Raw genomic sequence first — 15583 nt, 5'->3', positions numbered from 1 at the left:
TGAGCCCGGCGGGGCTCGAATAAGACAGATCGCCAACCATTCCGGGTCGGCTGACTTGAGGTGCCGGCGACCCAAGGCGCATTGAGGTTTTGCCTGGTCGCTCGTGCGAATTCGTAGCCAGAGGCAGAAAGATCGGCCTTCAGGCATACGAAGAATAAGCACTTAAGTATAACCCTTGGAAACCTCGCCGCATGGCGTTTTTCCGCAACTGAATTTGGGCGGCGCCCAAGGGGGGAAGGTCGAGCGGGATGGTCGATACGGATAAAACGCTGAAACTGGCGACCCCCAAGGAACGAGGGTCGCCAGGTCAATCGACGTCTAGTGAACGTCTTTCCAGAATTCCTTCTTCATCAGATACGCGGGGATGAAGAGGAAGCCGAGGAACAGCAGCACGAAAAAGCCGAGCCGCTGGCGTTCCAGTTGGATGGGTTCGCCGGCATAAGTCAGGAAGGCCGTGATGTCCCGCACCATGGCGTCATACTCCTTAGGCGACAGCGAGCCTTGCTCGACCAGCTTGACGCCCACGACCACCGGCTCCCCGCCTTCCTTATGCGCATGCTCGAACACCGGCTCCTGGATGCCTTGCAGATCGCTCAGGCCATGCGGCATGCCCACCAGCGGGAACACCACATTGTTGACGCCATAGGGCCGGGTTGGGTCGACATAGAAGCTCTTCAAATAGGTATACACCCAATCTGGAGATCGCCAGCGCGTCACCAACGTCAGGTCGGGGATGGCGGTGCCGAACCACTTCAATGCATCTTCCGGGCGCATGGCATTTTCCATCAGATCGCCCGGCTTGGCGTCGCCGAAGAGCAGGTTCTCGCGCAGTGCGATCTCGTTGATTCCGAGATCCGCGGCCAGACGGTTGTAACGCATGTACTGCAGCGAATGACAACCCATGCAGTAGTTCACGAAGTACTTGGCTCCGCGCTGCAAGGAAGCCTGATCGCGCAGATCGATGTTGGATTTCTCCAGATGGACCGCCTCGGAGGCCACAAGCATGGCCGGCGACAGCAGCAACAGGGTGGCGATGATCAGCTTTCTCATGAGGTCACCCTCTCCGGAACGGGCTTGGTCTTATCCAGCGAGCTGTAGATCGGCATCAGCAGGAAGTACGCGAAATACAGCGACGTAAAGATCTGCGCAAGCAGCGTGGAGAGATCCGATGCCGGTTGCATGCCCAGCCAGGCCAAAACGATGAACGACACGGCGAAGATGCCCGTGGCCACCTTGAAGATCGGCCCCTTGTACCGCATCGACTTCACCGGGCTGCGATCGAGCCAGGGCAGCACGAAGAAGATCAGGATGGCGCCGAACATCACCACCACGCCGGGGAATTGCGAACCCCACATCGGTGGAACCGCCCGCAACATCGCGTAATAGGGCGTGAAATACCAGACCGGCGCGATATGCGCGGGGGTCTGCATCGGATTGGCCGGCTGGAAGTTCGGACCTTCGAGGAAGAGCCCGCCCATGGTCGGCATGTAGAACATCACCAGGCTGAAGAGGATCAGGAAGACGATGACGCCCGTCAGATCCTTGACCGTGTAGTAGGGATGGAAGGGGATGCCATCGGCCGGGGCCTTGTCGCTCCAGCGGTTGCCCTTCGGACCAGCCTTGATCTCGATGCCGTCCGGGTTGTTCGAGCCGACATGATGCAGCGCGACGACGTGCAGGAAGACCAGCGCCGCGATTACGAACGGCAGCAGGAAGTGGAAGGCAAAGAAGCGGTTCAGCGTGGCGTCCGAGATGACATAGTCGCCGCGCACCCAGATCGAGAGATCCTCGCCCACCACCGGCACCGCGGCGAAGAGGTTCACGATGACTTGCGCGCCCCAGTAGGACATCTGGCCCCAAGGCAGCAGATAGCCGAAGAAGGCGGTCGCCATCATCGCCAGATAGATCACCACGCCGATGATCCACAGCAATTCGCGGGGCTTGCGATACGACCCCCAGAGCAGCGCGCGGAACATGTGCAGATAGATCACGATGAAGAAGGCCGACGCACCCGTGGAGTGCATGTAGCGGATCAGCCAGCCCCAGTCGACATCGCGCATGATGTATTCGACCGAAGCGAACGCCAGGGTGGCGTCCGGCTTGTAGTTCATGGCGAGCCAGATTCCCGTGACGATCTGAATCACCAGCGTCAGGATGGCCAACGAGCCGAAGAAGGACCAGAAATTGAGGTTCTTCGGGGCATAGTATTCGGAGAGATGGGCGCGCCAGGTCTCCGTCAGCGGGAAGCGCTTGTCGATCCAACTGACATTTTCGGTTTTTTCAGCGCTCATCAGGCAGCTCCTCCGTCCTCACCGACCAGGATGGTGGTGTCGTTGAGATAGGCGTGCTTGGGGATCACCAGATTGGTGGGCGCCGGGACGTTCTTGAACACGCGGGCGGCCAGATCGAAGCGCGAACCGTGGCAGGGACAGAAAAAACCGCCCTTCCAGTCGGCTCCCAGATCGTCGGGCGCGAACTCGGGCCGGTAGGTCGGCGAACAGCCCAGATGGGTGCAGATGCCGATCGCGACCAAGTACTCCGGCTTGATGGAGCGCGTGGCGTTCTGGCAATAGCTCGGCTGCTGCGTTGCCAACTCGGACTTCGGGTCGACCAGCTTCGGGTCGTTGCTTGCGAGCGCGGCAATCATCTCAGGGGTGCGATGCACCACCCACACCGGCTTGCCGCGCCATTTCACGCGCAACAAGGCACCGGGTTCCAGCTTGCTGACATCCGCCTCGACCGGCGCACCGGCGGCCCGGGCGCGAGCGCTCGGGTTCATCGATGCGACGAACGGGACAAGTGCGTATCCGGCGCCCACGGCACCGACCACGCTGGTTGCGGCAACGAGTACTCGTCGCCTCATTTTGTTCACGCCTTCCGCGCTCATAGGCCAATATCCCCCGGCTGATTCAAGCGCCGCCGACCGCATTCACGGCGGGTGCCGCCCTACAGCTTGGATGAAACGTTCAGGTGGAAAATAAGAATATGACGATTATCTGCAAAATCGACCGCGCATTTTCTTCGATTACTGCCAGGCAGGTCAAGGAAAATGCGAGAAAATACGGGTCGATTCGGACATTTAAAGACATTTCGTCTACGCTGGATTGTCAACTTCGATGAACTCGTGCAACAGCTCGAAACGGTTGGCCAGATGCGATCCAAGGGCCTGAACTCCATACCGTTCGGTGGCATGATGGCCTGCCGCCAGATAGCAGAGACCGTATTCGCGCGCCTGATGGGTGGTTTGCTCCGACAGCTCGCCACTCAAAAAGGCGTCGACCCCCAAGCCGGCGGCCTGTTCGAGGTAGCCTTGCCCCCCGCCAGTACACCAGGCGATTCGCTCGATAGATTCCCGATCCGGTCCCACGCGCGTCACCCCTCGTCCAAGTCGCCGCGACACCGCGTCGGCGAGCGCCTGGGGCGACAGGGGTACCGGCAGCCGACCGACCCAGACGAGACCGTTCGCAATCGCGGTTGGTTCCGTCTCCACGAATCCAAGCCGGCCGCCGAGAGTGGCGTTATTGCCCACCCCGGGATGCGCGTCGAGCGGCAGATGATAAGCAATGAGACTGACGCCCGCACCGAGCAATTTCCTTGCGCGTCGACCTTTGATCCCCGTCAGGCAGGGGGATTCGTTCTTCCAGAACCAGCCGTGGTGGACCAGCAGCGCGTCGGCGTCTCGATCAAGTGCCGCGTCGATGAGCGCCGCGCAGGCGGTGACGCCGCTGACCAGCCGCCTGATCGGTCGGTCGCCCTCCACCTGCAAGCCGTTTGGGGCATAGTCGGCGAAGCGCGAGGCATCGAGGAAGCCATCGCAGTAAGCAACGAGCACGCGCGGTTCGATCGTCATGTCGGATTTCCCGGATTCAATCGTATGGAGTTCGTCGTGTTCCGAAAGCCGTTCGTGGTGTCCGAAAGCCGTTCGTAGTGAGGCCCTCGAACCATGAACGGCTTTACGCGCCGAGGCTCGTACTGAAAATCGCTGCCATACGAGGCCCAGCGAGCGCCGCCATCCGCCATTCCGCTATAATCAGCCCCATTGACCACTTGAGACGAGTTGCACATGTATCTTGCAATGAACCGTTTTCGTATCGTGCGCGGTCAGGAAGAGACCTTCATCGAGCATTGGCGCAACCGCGAGAGCCACCTGGACCGCGTGCCCGGTTTCGTGCGCTTTCATCTGCTCAAGGGCTCCGAAACCGACGAATATACCCTGTTCGCCTCCTTCACCGAATGGGCGGACGAGGACGCCTTCGTGGCATGGACCCATTCCGACGCCTTTCGCGCGGCCCACGTCAACGCGGGTCAAACCACGCGGGATCTCTATCTTGGCCCGCCTCAACTGGAACTCTTCAACGCTGTACTTTAAGGCGATTTTTGGAAAATATCTTACCCAGATTGCATCCGTTCATGGTTCGACCCTTCGGCAAGCCTGTCCTGAGCGAAGCCGAAGGGCTCAGGACGAACGGAAATCGGTAAAGTCATTCCCGGAAATCACCTAAGACGCTCGCCGGCAAACGCTGGGAACCTCATGGTTGCCCCCGTGCTCTTGCCATGCCGACCGACTGCCGAGCGGCGCACTCGACCTCACGCCCAGGATGGATCTCATGTCAGCCATACCCACCGCTTCCACCCTTGAATCCTTGACCGCACGCGCGATTTTGCTCGGTCGCTATCTGGATCCGCGACGTCTCGCGCCCTTCGAGCCGCTGGCGACCAACCCGCTCGTTGTCGCCGTGCCGGGCGGTGGCCGCGCGGTTCTGCTGCGCTCCGGCGCGGTCGTGCTCTTCGGCGTCGAGCAACTGGAAGAAGCCACCTTTATCGAGCAACTTCGGCCGCTGGTCAAGGAGCCGCTGGTGCAGACCGAGTACGAAAACCTGGTGCTGACCGTCGATCCGGGACGCAGCGAAGGCGTCGAGCGAAACCGCGTGGTCCTGACCGACACGGAAACGGCAAGGCTCCAGGTGGTGGCCGACATCCTCGGCAAGAGCGTGCTGCTCGCCGAACAGGAATCGCGCGTGGCGCGCGCTTTCGATCGCATCGAACCGCTCGCGGACCGGCTCCAGCGTCATGGACGTGGCGGAAGCAACGCCCGCACCCTGATTCGCCATATCGGCGAGGCACTGGCGATCCAGCAGGACATGGTTGGACGCGGCGAGATCGGCGATAAACCGGAAGTGATCTGGGAGCGGCACGATCTGGAGCGTCTGTTCCTGAATCTGGAAGCCGAATATGAAATCCGCGAGCGTCAGATTGCGCTGGAACGCAAGCTCACGCTGATCAACGACACCGCCGGCACACTCCTCGACCTTCTCCAGAGCAAGCGCAGCCTGCGGGTGGAATGGTACATCGTGATCCTGATCGTGGTGGAGATCGTACTCACCGTCTACGAGCTATTCTTTCACGGCATTCCGACCCACTGAGCGTGCCTTTCGCCATCCGTCAGCGCCGGGTGTCGATCGCGGCCTGAGACAGCCAGAGCAGCGCCGGCTCGTCCGTCCTGGCAAGTTCCCCGTCGCGCACGAAGAGCGCGCCATCGTCGACGGCTTCGGCCATCACCTCCCGGCTGTCCTGGCGATTCTCAAGCGCCGGATGGACGCTATTGTCCCGGAGCGCGAGACGCTGGCGCGCCCACTCCCGCACCGTTCGATGATACGACCGCCGGTAGACCACCTTGGCGGCGCGCAATTGCTCGCCAAGGAAAAACAGGGTCACCGAGGAGGCTGGAATCTGGTTGAACGAGCCGATGCCGGCACCGCACAGCCGGTCACCGAACGGATTAGCGCCGGTGGCGCATTGGAACCGCAGCTTGGGGAACAGCTCGCGTAGCCGCGCCTCCGTCAGACCGCTGTTGAAGGCATCGAGCGCGGCATTGAACTCGGGGTTCCCGAGCACGAACATCAGACCCAGATCCGTGCGCCGCTGTCCGTCCTCGGTAAAAGCCAGCCAGTAGAAAGGCCCGAACACCAGGGCCAGCATCAGTAGGGTCTTGTAGGTCTTGGGGAGTTTCAGATCGTTTGTCATGGGCGAATGCACCTTACCGCGCGACCATTTCCACGCGGCGGTTACGGGCGCGTCCCTCCTCGCCGGCATTGGAGGCGACCGGCGCCAGGCCCGCGACCCCCATCGGCGTCAGGCGTTCGCCCAGGATTCCATAGTTGGAGATCAGCGCGCGCACCACCTCCGCCGCGCGTCGCTGGGAGAGATCCATGTTGTATTCCAGACTGCCCTGATTATCGGTATGGCCGACGATAAACACCGACAGCTCGGGCTGCTCGCTCAGCATCCTCGCCATCTGTTCGAGTTGCGGGCGCGACTCGGGCCGCAGGCTGGCCTGATCGACATCGAAGTGGATGCCATAGAGCGCCACCCGTCCCTCCGCGTCGATCCCGCGCGCCAGTTCGCCGGCATCGAGCAGCACCATGCGTTCCCGCATCGGTCTGACGACGACCTCCTCGACGAACACGGCCACCCGCTTGCCCGCCTCGGAATCGGCGTAATTATCCTGAAAGGCCGCGAAAACAAAGAGGTAGGAATCGCCGTCGGGTTTGCTTTTGCGCGCGACATGGATTCGCGGCTCCTGCACGGAATTGCCGGAATAGACAGACTTGAGCAGATGGCTGTCGGTGAACTTCTTGCCATGCGCCTCGTCGGTGTAGAAACGGGCAACGTCTTTTCCGCATTCCCCAAAGCCCGAGCACTGGAAGAGGGGCTGATAATCGAGCTTGTCCAATGCCTGCCGATAATTTCCGATAACCTCCAGCGAACTGGCATTGGCTGGCGCCAGATAGAGAATGCGGGTGCGTCGCCCTTCGAGCTTGATGGATTGCGCCCAAAAGGCGTTGCCGGGGCGGTCGTCCCATTTCGCGGTAGGGATGTCGCTCCGATCGAATTCGCTCAGCCGATAGCCGAAGATGACCGAATCCGCGAAGCGGGGTAGACCGGGAAGATCGCGCGCACCCGGTAGATCCTGGGTCAGATCGCGGGCCGGTGCCGCGAAGGCCAGCGTCGCTAGAACGCAGACGGCCAGAAGTCGTCGGACAGGATCGAGTCGCATCGGCAGTCTCCTCATGGCGCAACCCCTCCCGGCCATGGCGCGGAGGTTGCGTATCGATGCGGGATTGTACAGGGAAGCCCCGGCGGCTGTCCCAGACGCGATCCGGTCGCGATTCGATGGACGCACTACATCGAGGATCGCCTCCCGAAACAATGCAGACCATGCCGGGCGCGGTTTAGACTAGCCGAACCTTCCCTTATTCCGCGTCCACCGGTTTCAAGACAGCATGCCCAGGCTCGATATTCCGATTGCACGATTGACCCCGACCCATCCCGCCGGCGACACCAACCAACTGGTCGCATGGCCCGCCCATCTCCCACGCATCGCGCAGGAGTGCGCGCACCAGGATACCGCTCGATGAAAGCGCCTGGCAGCAAGCCGGACTCATCGGTCGACCCCGACGATCTCGCCCAGCATACGCCCGTGATGCAGCACTATCTGCGTCTCAAGGCGGACTACCCGGACCTGCTGCTGTTCTATCGCATGGGGGACTTCTACGAACTCTTTTTCGAGGATGCCGAGCGGGCGGCGCGGCTGCTCGACATTACTCTGACCAAACGCGGCCAGTCCGCCGGGCGCCCGATCCCGATGGCGGGGGTGCCCTATCACACGCTGGAGGGCTATCTCGCCAAGCTGGTGCGCAAGGGCGTCTCGGCGGCAATTTGCGAGCAGATCGGCGACCCGGCCAAGAGCAAGGGTCCGGTGGAACGCCGGGTGACCCGCGTGGTGACGCCCGGCACCCTGACCGACGAGGCATTGCTGGAAGAGCGGCGGGAGAATCTTCTGGCCGCCATCGCGGAGGGCAAGGACGGCTATGGACTGGCGGCGCTGGAACTCTCCAGCGGACGTTTTTCGGTGCTGGAGGTCGCGACCCGCGAGGCGCTGGCCAGCGAGTTGGAGCGGCTCAAGCCGGCCGAGATTCTGGTCGCGGAAGACAGCTCGCTTCCGAGCGATCTGCGCATCGAACACGGCATCGCCCGCCGCCCGGTCTGGCATCTGGATCCGGACAGCGGCGAGCGGCTGCTCTGCCAGCAGTTCGGCACCCGCGACCTGACCGGCTTCGGCTGCGCCAGTCTGCGGTTGGCGGTCGGAGCAGCCGGCTGTCTGCTCCAGTATGTTCGCGACACCCAGTTCGCCGCCCTGCCCCATCTGCGCGGCCTGATCACCGAACAACGCGACGAGGCGCTCATCCTCGACGCCGCGACCCGCCGCAATCTGGAACTCACCGAGAGTCTGAGCGGTCGCGCCGAACACACCCTGGCCGGGGTGCTGGACCGCACGGCCACCGCCATGGGCAGCCGTCTGCTGCGCCGCTGGCTGCATCGCCCGCTGCGCGACCGGATCGCGGTACGCGAGCGCCATTCCGCGATCCGCACGCTGATCGCGGAGGGCAATCTGTCCGACCTGCACCCGACGCTGGCGGGCATCGGCGATCTGGAACGCATCCTCGCGCGCATTGCCCTGGGCACGGCACGCCCACGCGATCTCGCCGTGCTGCGCGATTCGCTCGCGATCTTCCCGGCGTTGCACGACCTGCTGGCCGGCATCGAGGATCCCTTGCTCGCGCGTCTGGATGCCGACATCGGCGAGCATCCCGACACCCGCGATCTGCTCACGCGCGCCATCCTCGCCCAACCGCCGATGCTGATCCGCGACGGCGGGGTGATCGCCCCCGGTTTCGATGAAGAACTGGATCAACTGCGCGACCTGTCGAGCAACGCCGATCGCTTTCTGCTGGAGTTGGAGACCCGCGAACGCGAACGCACCGGCATCCCCGGACTCAAGGTCGGCTACAACCGCGTCCACGGCTATTACATCGAAATCCATCGCGCGCAGGCCGGGCGGGCGCCACTGGATTATGTCCGCCGTCAGACCCTGAAGGACGCGGAGCGGTATATCACCCCCGAACTCAAGCGGTTCGAGGACCAGATTTTGAGCAGCCGCGAGCGGTCGCTGGCGCGCGAGAAGGCGCTCTACGAGGAACTGCTGGGCCGGCTGGCGGAGTCGTTACCCCCCTTGCAGACCAGCGCGGCCGGCATTGCGACACTCGATGTCATCGCGAATCTGGCCGAGCGCGCCGAGTCCCTGAATTGGAACTGCCCGCAACTCACCGACACGGCATCGATCGAGATCGAGGACGGGCGTCATCCGGTGGTCGAGGGCGTCATCGACATTCCCTTCGTCGCCAACGGTCTGCGCATGGACGCCCGGCGGCGGATGCTGGTCATCACCGGCCCCAACATGGGCGGCAAATCCACCTACATGCGCCAGAACGCGCTGATCGTGCTGCTCGCCCATGTCGGAAGCTTCGTCCCGGCGCGCGCCGCGACCATCGGCCCGGTTGACCGCATCTTCTCGCGCATCGGCGCCTCCGACGACCTGGCCGGAGGGCGCTCGACCTTCATGGTGGAGATGGAGGAGACGGCCAATATCCTGAACAACGCCACCGACCAGAGTCTGGTGCTGATGGACGAGGTCGGGCGTGGCACCAGCACCTTCGACGGACTCTCGCTGGCCTGGTCCTGCGGGGTGGAACTCGCGACCCGGATCGGTGCCTACAGCCTGTTCGCGACCCATTATTTCGAGCTGACCACGCTGCCGGAGGAATACCCCGGCATCGCCAACGTCCATCTGGACGCGGTCGAGCACGGCACCTCCATCGTCTTCATGCACGCCTTGCGCGATGGGCCGGCGAATCAGAGTTACGGTCTGGCGGTCGCGGCGCTCGCTGGCGTGCCCGCGCCCGTGATCGCGCGTGCGCGGGAACGGTTGCGTGAACTGGAAGAGGCCGCCCGGCGCCACGCCGAGCGGGAGGCGGTGCAACTGTCGCTGTTTCCGCTCATCGCCAAACCCGAACCGACGCCGGAACATCCGCTGTGTGCCGTACTGCGCGGCATCGACCCCGACAGTCTGACGCCGAGGGATGCACTGGAGAATCTGTATCGGCTCAAGAAAATGGTGGATTAGGCACGTAGGTTGGAGACCGGGTTGCACGAACGGCTCGACCTGCCAGAGGCAAACAACGAACGCATCTCCCAGGAGATCGGCGGGTTGCGAAGGTGACGAAGAGACACCAAGCATACATCGCCAAGAACAGCAGTTTCTCAAATGGTTGAAGGTAATCAAATGAGCGTCGCGTATTACTTGAAAACGCCAAGAAAATCGGCGCTATGTGGCACCTCAATTTAGATTTCTAACGCTCTGAACTCAGATCCTTATTTGAACGTTCTGACCTTTATTCGTTAGCTTCCAGTCTTTCGCAGCAAATACTTCGGGCCTGGATTCAACAAGAGCCTTTGGGATTTTGCTTCGCGCTCGCGAAGAGAAGCAGCAATGCGCTTAATATCATGGCCATAAGCAGCGACATGCTCGTCACGATATTTGCGGACTTCCTCAACAATAGGATCTTTAATCATGACTACCTCCAAGTTCTTCTGGAGAACATAGCTGAGGGCATACGTAGCCAACAGACTCTACAATCTGAGCAATCGATTTCTTGGTCTCAGCGTTGTTGATATGTTTGAAATTCCACGTCAGTAAATAATCCGCGCCCTGGGTTGCCGCAATAGCGACATGAAGGGCGTCGTCTTCGCTTCCTAACGGGATTGCTTTCTGGTTAATCAGGCTTTCAGCAAGCGACACAGCATCGTCGGAAACGGATACGTTCGGAATGTCTGCGACCATCATAAGCCGACGTTCTGATGCAGACGTATCACCACGGCTAATCTCTTCTTCGACCAACGCTGAGATTCTCAGTTCAAATCGTCCCCTTTCATTTTCCCACCAGTCAAGTGTAATTGCCTGCCGTCCGGCAATCACAACGTCACGACTCGGGCGTGAGGTGAGGTAACTGATTACCGAAGATTCGACATAGACGACTGGTTTCATATTTTTCGATCTTCGATTACGCGACATCTAAGGAAGCATCGCGGTAGGACGGCCAGTTACCCGACCGCCTCGCTCGCACACTTTTTCAGAATGAGCGCCGCGCCGTTTACGGGGTCCGCTCTTCAGGGCAATCGCATCAAGCGCTGCTAACATTAGCGGGTACCGATGTATCAGCGTCGCCCTTCCTCTGAGGCGACTCGAAGAGCAATTTCGACAGGTAGGACTCGTCCCAACCGGCTTTCAAGCGTTTGTTCTGGATGCCGAGCTTGGTGCCGTCATTCTTGAGGCGCGAGAGGGCGAGGTGACGCAGGACGGCAAGATTCTCGCGCGCCACCGGATCGCGGACACGGCACTCATCCTCACGAAAGGCGATATCGAGATTCCAATGCAACCCGTTTTCGATGCCCCAGTGACCGCGTACTGCGTGGGCAAAGCGCGCGGCGCTGGTGCCGATGCTGCCAATGAAATAGCGGGTCTCGACCGAGACCTTGCCGGCGACCTCACGGCGCGATTCAACCATGCCGATCATGTTCATTGCCTCCCACGAGGCGCTGTGCGGCACGCCGGAAAGATCGCCCAAGGTTTGGTAGCGACGGGTTTCGAGACGACCATGCCCTCGCTCGACGGTTTCGAGGAATGCCGAATCGACACCGGCGTAGCCTCTGGCGTCGGCGTCGATGAACGCCTCCTCGACCTCGGCGGCCAGCGTTTCCTGGTTGCCTTTGAGCGCGAGCACATAGTCCCCTCCCTGGTGGATGATCTGCGCGGCAATCTTGGTCTGGCAGCCCATGGCGTCGATGGTGACGATGCAGCCCTCCAGCTTCAGCCACTCCAGCAGACGTGGAATGGCCGTGATCTCATTGGATTTGGCGTCGGTGGCGACCTGTCCGAGCACCACCCGATTGGCCGTCGCCCAGGCACTGACCAGGTGCAACGCCGCCAAGCCCTTGCCGCGGCTGTGGGAGCGGCGCAGGGTCTTGCCATCGACGGCAATGATCTCTTCGGGGATCAGTTCGGCCACCGACGCGCTCCATTGGCGAAAGCAGGCGGCAAACTGTGCGGGATCGATGAGCGCAAACACCCGCCCGAAGGTGTCGTGCGACGGAATGCCCGCGGGCAGTTTCAGAAACGTGCGCAGCCACGCCTCCTTGGCCTGTCCGAACGTCTCGACACCCACCCAACCGTCGGCGCCACTGAAGGACGCCGCGATGGTGATCACGATCATCTCACTTAAGAGGTGCCGTCGTTGGATCGCGCTGCGCGGCTCGTCCAGCGGGGCAAAATGGTGCGCAATCGATCGCTCCACACTCAAGTCGCACATCGGCGAGATCTCCCCAAGATTCTAAAGACTCAAATCATTGGGGCCGCAGTACGGATTGTCTAACAGTATGCGCTAATGCGTTGATGCGATTGCCCTGGTCTGTTAACCGATCTATGGCGTAAGTGATTTGAAATACTTCCTTTCCTAAAGGAGGCGCAAGAGAGTCTATGTCTTCCCATTTATCAGGCGGCAAGATGGACACGAGCCGATCATAGAGGTTCGCGATCTCCGCGAGTTGTAAGTGCAAGTTTGAGGGCATGATGCTGTGGTTGTGTTGCCTAACGTGCAGCCTAAAGCGACGCGTGCCCCTGACGACCTATCGAATTAGCACGACGCCTGTGGCGCGCGCTCGCTTTTGATGCGTATGTTAGCGTTCTTTTCATGCAAACCTGTTAGAGCGGTTCCCCGATGGTAGTTTCACGGTTGCCCCAGCGGCTAGGAGTGCCCATAAAATCTCGGTGCGCGGCGCGTAGTCCGTCTCGCTGCGAGCGAGGAATTTCTTGATCTGCCCACAGGCAGGTCCAAGTTACGTATTCCCGTGACCACGGGGAAGCTTGGGATACGTGGCGACTCCATCTTTCCACGGCTTTCGGGTGTAATTCGTCAGCATCCCAACCCGTTGGCGTCAGCGAGTAAAGCGAAGTGTCATCGTCGTAGGACATTTCTGGTCTTGGCGTTTCTGACGCAGTATCACATTGAAATGCGCTAGCACCCGTTTCGGTTTGCGCTACACTTTTTTATCGTGCTCCAATTTGGCCCATGCCTTTCCGGCCTCGGTAATTGCCCAGATGCCAAAAGGGCTGTCGGACTTCATGAGCTTTTCTTCTTTAAGATTGTTGCGTGCCCACATCGCTGTGTTACGCCACCTTGGCATATTTGTTGACTTCAAAAGCTGGAGATCCGGTTCTTTGAGCCGGCTTTTCATCTTCTCGTGAACACGGTCGATAACGGCTGCGATTGGACCCGACCCACCCATCTCCACGAGGCTGTCGAGGATTGCGAGATAAAACGCTTCCTCTGGAGTTCGTTGGCCTCGGGCTAGCCGTCCCGAAGGAGTAGGTTGCTGCGGCTTAGGTTGGGGTTGTTTTGGCGTTGCTGGGGGCTCGACGCTTACGATCTGTAACGTCCGCCATTCTTTGCGGATAGCCGAGACTTTTTGACGGTAGTCGGAGAGTTTTTCGGCACGCTCTAAGATTTGCTTCGCATCCGTGATGTTGCGTTCCGAACCCGCTGACGCCAAGGCGTCGAAATGTTTGTTGACTACTTCCTCAATCTCTTCCAGAAGAATCTCGAAGGCTTCATCAACTTCGCTTGGTATCGGTTCCATATTGGTGTCAACCATTCTGCCTTGGTGCGCCTAACGAATAAGGTTAGATCGTTTTTGTTTGGCGCACGGAAAAGGTACGCGATGCGTACCCTGCCGGGCTAGTCAGTATATTCAGCCATCAAGCAAACGTAATCAACATCGTCTTTGCTTGCGGCGCAACCGAAGGGCATTTTTAGTGTCCCGTCTTTTCCCCTGATGAGGAACCACATCGGATCTCTGTTGGGGGAAAATCTGAGTGTGACGCCTCCTTTCCCAGTTCCTACGAAAGAACCATCGGACTTACGTTTAAGCGTCTCTGTTTGCTGAATAGTGTTTGAAAGCCAGCCTCGCTCCCATAATTTAGCCGTGCAGTATTTGTCATTGCAATCAATGGTAACAAACAATTCCTTTCCAGCCATTGCTATATCTGTCAAGATAACAGTAAGCACAAAGCTCGCACTGATAATTCGTTTCAGTTGCTTCATCGTGTTTCTCTGACTATTTTCTCTAAAGGGTTGCGCTTCTGAAAAGCGGAAAAGCGGAAAAGCGGAAAAGCGGAAAAGCGGAAAAGCGGAAAAGCGGAAAAGCGGAAAAGCGCGCGTAGGATGCCAGCAATTCCACGCGAACGCTAACCTATTGATAAGATAAGTTGCTGTTTTGCAAATGTTGTTGCTGCCAAAGGTGCGATTCTTTCTAAATCATTGACTTATGCGACGTTCGCCGGGAATTGCTGGTGGGTCGCCAATCTGTATTTGTCGTCAGGCAGATACCTGCCACACAGAATGCTGGCGGCGATTTTCGTCGCAGATGGAAACGCATCAATCCTCGACATTAGCTCACGCAGCATGGACTAAAGCCACTACCCTCAGAGATCGATCCCATCCATCTTGTCACGCACACGCTGAACAGAGTCAGCATCCAACTATCGCAGCCCCAAAAACCCTGAAATTTTTTGCTGGATTTTTTTGAAAAACAGATAGTTGATTAAGCTCAATCCCCTTCATACCGGGAACTGATCGCTACCCCACTTCGGATTCCAAAGCTACAATCAGCCCCTTATGGAACCCCGGTTTTCCCCTTTTCGCGAATCAGATCGTCAATTCTCTCTGCCACGTTTGATCCTCGCGCAATCCCTGCCTCCGAGCAAGGGGAAATACCCTGAAGATGGGTTTTCGGCCTGTGTGACCAGTACAGGCTGTCTGTTCTGGCATCAACGGAGCACTCTTATGGAACCGGCCAAACTGCGGATCGCTTTCCGCATTGACTTCATCCTCTTCTCTTCCGTCATGACCATCTTTGGCTTTGACATGCCCGACTTCTTCGACGACGACGGTTAAACGTCAAACCGGCGAGGCGTGAGTCCTACATGTGCTCATGCCCTCGCCATACGCCAAGAAGAAGGGGCTTCGCTCCAGGTGTTGTTTCTCACATCACCGAACGGAGCCAGCCATGAACATGATCGCCAACCGCGCAGAACTGAACGCCATCCTGCAAACCACCGCAACAATCGCCGCGAACCGCATGTTCTATGCCTGCGAGCACATGCGCTGTCGTCTCGACAACACGCTGAACCACTGTCACCGCAAGGCGCTAGGCGCTAGGCACGATCTCACGCTTTCTTGGGAGTCGTCCTTGCGATATCGCAGAATTCTTCGATGGTCATCTGACCACGCGCAACGATCTGCATTTCTGATCTCCAGCCACCTTTCAAAGGGGCGCTGATAGCCCCTGCGGCTATCTGTGCACCGCTTTCATGGAGCACTTATGGCTACCAAGCCCCGAGCGACCCAACTCAAGCCAGCCGCATCCACGCCTGCACCGGATCTAAGGCTGGCCATCTCAGACACCAGCCTGTCCGAACGCGGACTGGATCTCAACACCTGGAAAGTCCTCAGCGAGAGCATCTTTCCCAATGCTTTAGGCTTCGCACCTGATATCCAGGCATGACCTTCGCGTAGGGGCGGGTTTGAAACCCGCCCCTACGTCCGGCGATCACGTTCGATGTCGATAT

The 15583-nt window shown here is 59.6% G+C and carries 16 protein-coding genes; 5 read left to right on the top strand and 11 right to left on the bottom strand.

Translation table 11 applies throughout. The features are described from left to right. Positions 1 to 318: 318 nt before the first annotated feature. The 4 genes from THIVI_RS18125 to THIVI_RS18110 form a co-directional block, all read right to left on the bottom strand. Positions 319 to 1050: a cytochrome c1 gene (locus tag THIVI_RS18125; protein ID WP_014779984.1), complete on the bottom strand. Its 732-nt coding sequence runs from the start codon at positions 1048 to 1050 to the stop codon at positions 319 to 321. Then, on the bottom strand, positions 1047 to 2291 hold the full coding sequence (locus THIVI_RS18120; RefSeq protein WP_014779983.1) for a cytochrome b: 1245 nt from the start codon (positions 2289 to 2291) through the stop codon (positions 1047 to 1049). The genes THIVI_RS18125 and THIVI_RS18120 overlap by 4 nt, the downstream gene beginning before the upstream one ends. Then, positions 2291 to 2887, bottom strand: coding sequence for a ubiquinol-cytochrome c reductase iron-sulfur subunit (gene petA / locus THIVI_RS18115; RefSeq protein ID WP_014779982.1), 597 nt, complete (start codon positions 2885 to 2887; stop codon positions 2291 to 2293). Before petA ends, THIVI_RS18120 begins: the two co-directional genes overlap by 1 nt. 207 nt (positions 2888 to 3094) lie before the next feature. Beyond that, positions 3095 to 3850, bottom strand: coding sequence for a Nif3-like dinuclear metal center hexameric protein (locus THIVI_RS18110; protein WP_014779981.1), 756 nt, complete (start codon positions 3848 to 3850; stop codon positions 3095 to 3097). 213 nt (positions 3851 to 4063) lie between these two features. Here THIVI_RS18110 and hmuQ point away from each other — a divergent pair, with 213 nt between their 5' ends. Then, complete coding sequence (hmuQ, locus tag THIVI_RS18105) at positions 4064 to 4369, top strand: heme-degrading protein HmuQ (RefSeq protein WP_014779980.1); 306 nt, start codon at positions 4064 to 4066, stop codon at positions 4367 to 4369. Positions 4370 to 4607: 238 nt separating this feature from the next. Next, positions 4608 to 5423, top strand: a complete 816-nt coding sequence (locus THIVI_RS18100) for an RMD1 family protein (RefSeq protein ID WP_014779979.1) — start codon at positions 4608 to 4610, stop codon at positions 5421 to 5423. A gap of 19 nt (positions 5424 to 5442) precedes the next feature. Here the strand turns inward: THIVI_RS18100 and THIVI_RS18095 are convergent, their stop codons facing one another. Continuing rightward, complete coding sequence (locus THIVI_RS18095; RefSeq protein ID WP_014779978.1) at positions 5443 to 6024, bottom strand: hypothetical protein; 582 nt, start codon at positions 6022 to 6024, stop codon at positions 5443 to 5445. Positions 6025 to 6037: 13 nt separating this feature from the next. Beyond that, complete coding sequence (locus THIVI_RS18090) at positions 6038 to 7057, bottom strand: OmpA family protein (protein WP_014779977.1); 1020 nt, start codon at positions 7055 to 7057, stop codon at positions 6038 to 6040. A 357-nt stretch (positions 7058 to 7414) separates the two neighbouring features. Between THIVI_RS18090 and mutS the strand changes: the two genes are divergently transcribed. Further along, positions 7415 to 10024 carry a DNA mismatch repair protein MutS gene (mutS, locus tag THIVI_RS18085; protein WP_014779976.1) on the top strand — a complete coding sequence of 870 codons (2610 nt, stop codon included), beginning with the start codon at positions 7415 to 7417 and terminating at the stop codon, positions 10022 to 10024. 275 nt (positions 10025 to 10299) lie between these two features. Here the strand turns inward: mutS and THIVI_RS25155 are convergent, their stop codons facing one another. The 5 genes from THIVI_RS25155 to THIVI_RS24895 form a co-directional block, all read right to left on the bottom strand. Further along, complete coding sequence (locus tag THIVI_RS25155; RefSeq protein WP_014779975.1) at positions 10300 to 10473, bottom strand: hypothetical protein; 174 nt, start codon at positions 10471 to 10473, stop codon at positions 10300 to 10302. After that, positions 10466 to 10945 (bottom strand): type II toxin-antitoxin system VapC family toxin, encoded by a 480-nt coding sequence (locus tag THIVI_RS24010; RefSeq protein ID WP_014779974.1) that lies wholly within the window; start codon positions 10943 to 10945, stop codon positions 10466 to 10468. Before THIVI_RS24010 ends, THIVI_RS25155 begins: the two co-directional genes overlap by 8 nt. 136 nt (positions 10946 to 11081) lie before the next feature. Then, the gene (locus THIVI_RS18075) at positions 11082 to 12266 is read right to left on the bottom strand and encodes an ISAs1 family transposase (RefSeq protein ID WP_014776993.1); all 1185 of its coding nucleotides are present in this window, start codon (positions 12264 to 12266) and stop codon (positions 11082 to 11084) included. A 727-nt stretch (positions 12267 to 12993) separates the two neighbouring features. Continuing rightward, positions 12994 to 13608: a winged helix-turn-helix domain-containing protein gene (locus THIVI_RS18070; RefSeq protein WP_041447088.1), complete on the bottom strand. Its 615-nt coding sequence runs from the start codon at positions 13606 to 13608 to the stop codon at positions 12994 to 12996. A gap of 83 nt (positions 13609 to 13691) precedes the next feature. Then, positions 13692 to 14057 (bottom strand): hypothetical protein, encoded by a 366-nt coding sequence (locus THIVI_RS24895; protein WP_157174503.1) that lies wholly within the window; start codon positions 14055 to 14057, stop codon positions 13692 to 13694. Positions 14058 to 15021: 964 nt separating this feature from the next. Here THIVI_RS24895 and THIVI_RS24890 point away from each other — a divergent pair. Further along, positions 15022 to 15294, top strand: coding sequence for a hypothetical protein (locus tag THIVI_RS24890; protein WP_014779970.1), 273 nt, complete (start codon positions 15022 to 15024; stop codon positions 15292 to 15294). A 42-nt stretch (positions 15295 to 15336) separates the two neighbouring features. Then, a complete protein-coding gene (locus THIVI_RS26195) occupies positions 15337 to 15519 on the top strand; it encodes a hypothetical protein (protein WP_014779969.1) in 183 nt (60 codons plus the stop codon). Positions 15520 to 15583: the final 64 nt, after the last annotated feature.

Source organism: Thiocystis violascens DSM 198 (assembly GCF_000227745.2).
Classification (GTDB): Bacteria; Pseudomonadota; Gammaproteobacteria; order Chromatiales; family Chromatiaceae; genus Chromatium; species Chromatium violascens.
This window is presented reverse-complemented; position numbering and strand designations above follow the sequence as displayed.

Coding starts and splice junctions, on each gene's coding strand:
- THIVI_RS18125 (WP_014779984.1), bottom strand. CDS start 1,050: ATGAGAAAGCTGATCATCGCCACCCTGTTGCTGCTGTCGCCGGCCATG.
- THIVI_RS18120 (WP_014779983.1), bottom strand. CDS start 2,291: ATGAGCGCTGAAAAAACCGAAAATGTCAGTTGGATCGACAAGCGCTTC.
- petA (WP_014779982.1), bottom strand. CDS start 2,887: ATGAGCGCGGAAGGCGTGAACAAAATGAGGCGACGAGTACTCGTTGCC.
- THIVI_RS18110 (WP_014779981.1), bottom strand. CDS start 3,850: ATGACGATCGAACCGCGCGTGCTCGTTGCTTACTGCGATGGCTTCCTC.
- hmuQ (WP_014779980.1), top strand. CDS start 4,064: ATGTATCTTGCAATGAACCGTTTTCGTATCGTGCGCGGTCAGGAAGAG.
- THIVI_RS18100 (WP_014779979.1), top strand. CDS start 4,608: ATGTCAGCCATACCCACCGCTTCCACCCTTGAATCCTTGACCGCACGC.
- THIVI_RS18095 (WP_014779978.1), bottom strand. CDS start 6,024: ATGACAAACGATCTGAAACTCCCCAAGACCTACAAGACCCTACTGATG.
- THIVI_RS18090 (WP_014779977.1), bottom strand. CDS start 7,057: ATGCGACTCGATCCTGTCCGACGACTTCTGGCCGTCTGCGTTCTAGCG.
- mutS (WP_014779976.1), top strand. CDS start 7,415: ATGAAAGCGCCTGGCAGCAAGCCGGACTCATCGGTCGACCCCGACGAT.
- THIVI_RS25155 (WP_014779975.1), bottom strand. CDS start 10,473: ATGATTAAAGATCCTATTGTTGAGGAAGTCCGCAAATATCGTGACGAG.
- THIVI_RS24010 (WP_014779974.1), bottom strand. CDS start 10,945: ATGAAACCAGTCGTCTATGTCGAATCTTCGGTAATCAGTTACCTCACC.
- THIVI_RS18075 (WP_014776993.1), bottom strand. CDS start 12,266: ATGTGCGACTTGAGTGTGGAGCGATCGATTGCGCACCATTTTGCCCCG.
- THIVI_RS18070 (WP_041447088.1), bottom strand. CDS start 13,608: ATGGTTGACACCAATATGGAACCGATACCAAGCGAAGTTGATGAAGCC.
- THIVI_RS24895 (WP_157174503.1), bottom strand. CDS start 14,057: ATGAAGCAACTGAAACGAATTATCAGTGCGAGCTTTGTGCTTACTGTT.
- THIVI_RS24890 (WP_014779970.1), top strand. CDS start 15,022: ATGAACATGATCGCCAACCGCGCAGAACTGAACGCCATCCTGCAAACC.
- THIVI_RS26195 (WP_014779969.1), top strand. CDS start 15,337: ATGGCTACCAAGCCCCGAGCGACCCAACTCAAGCCAGCCGCATCCACG.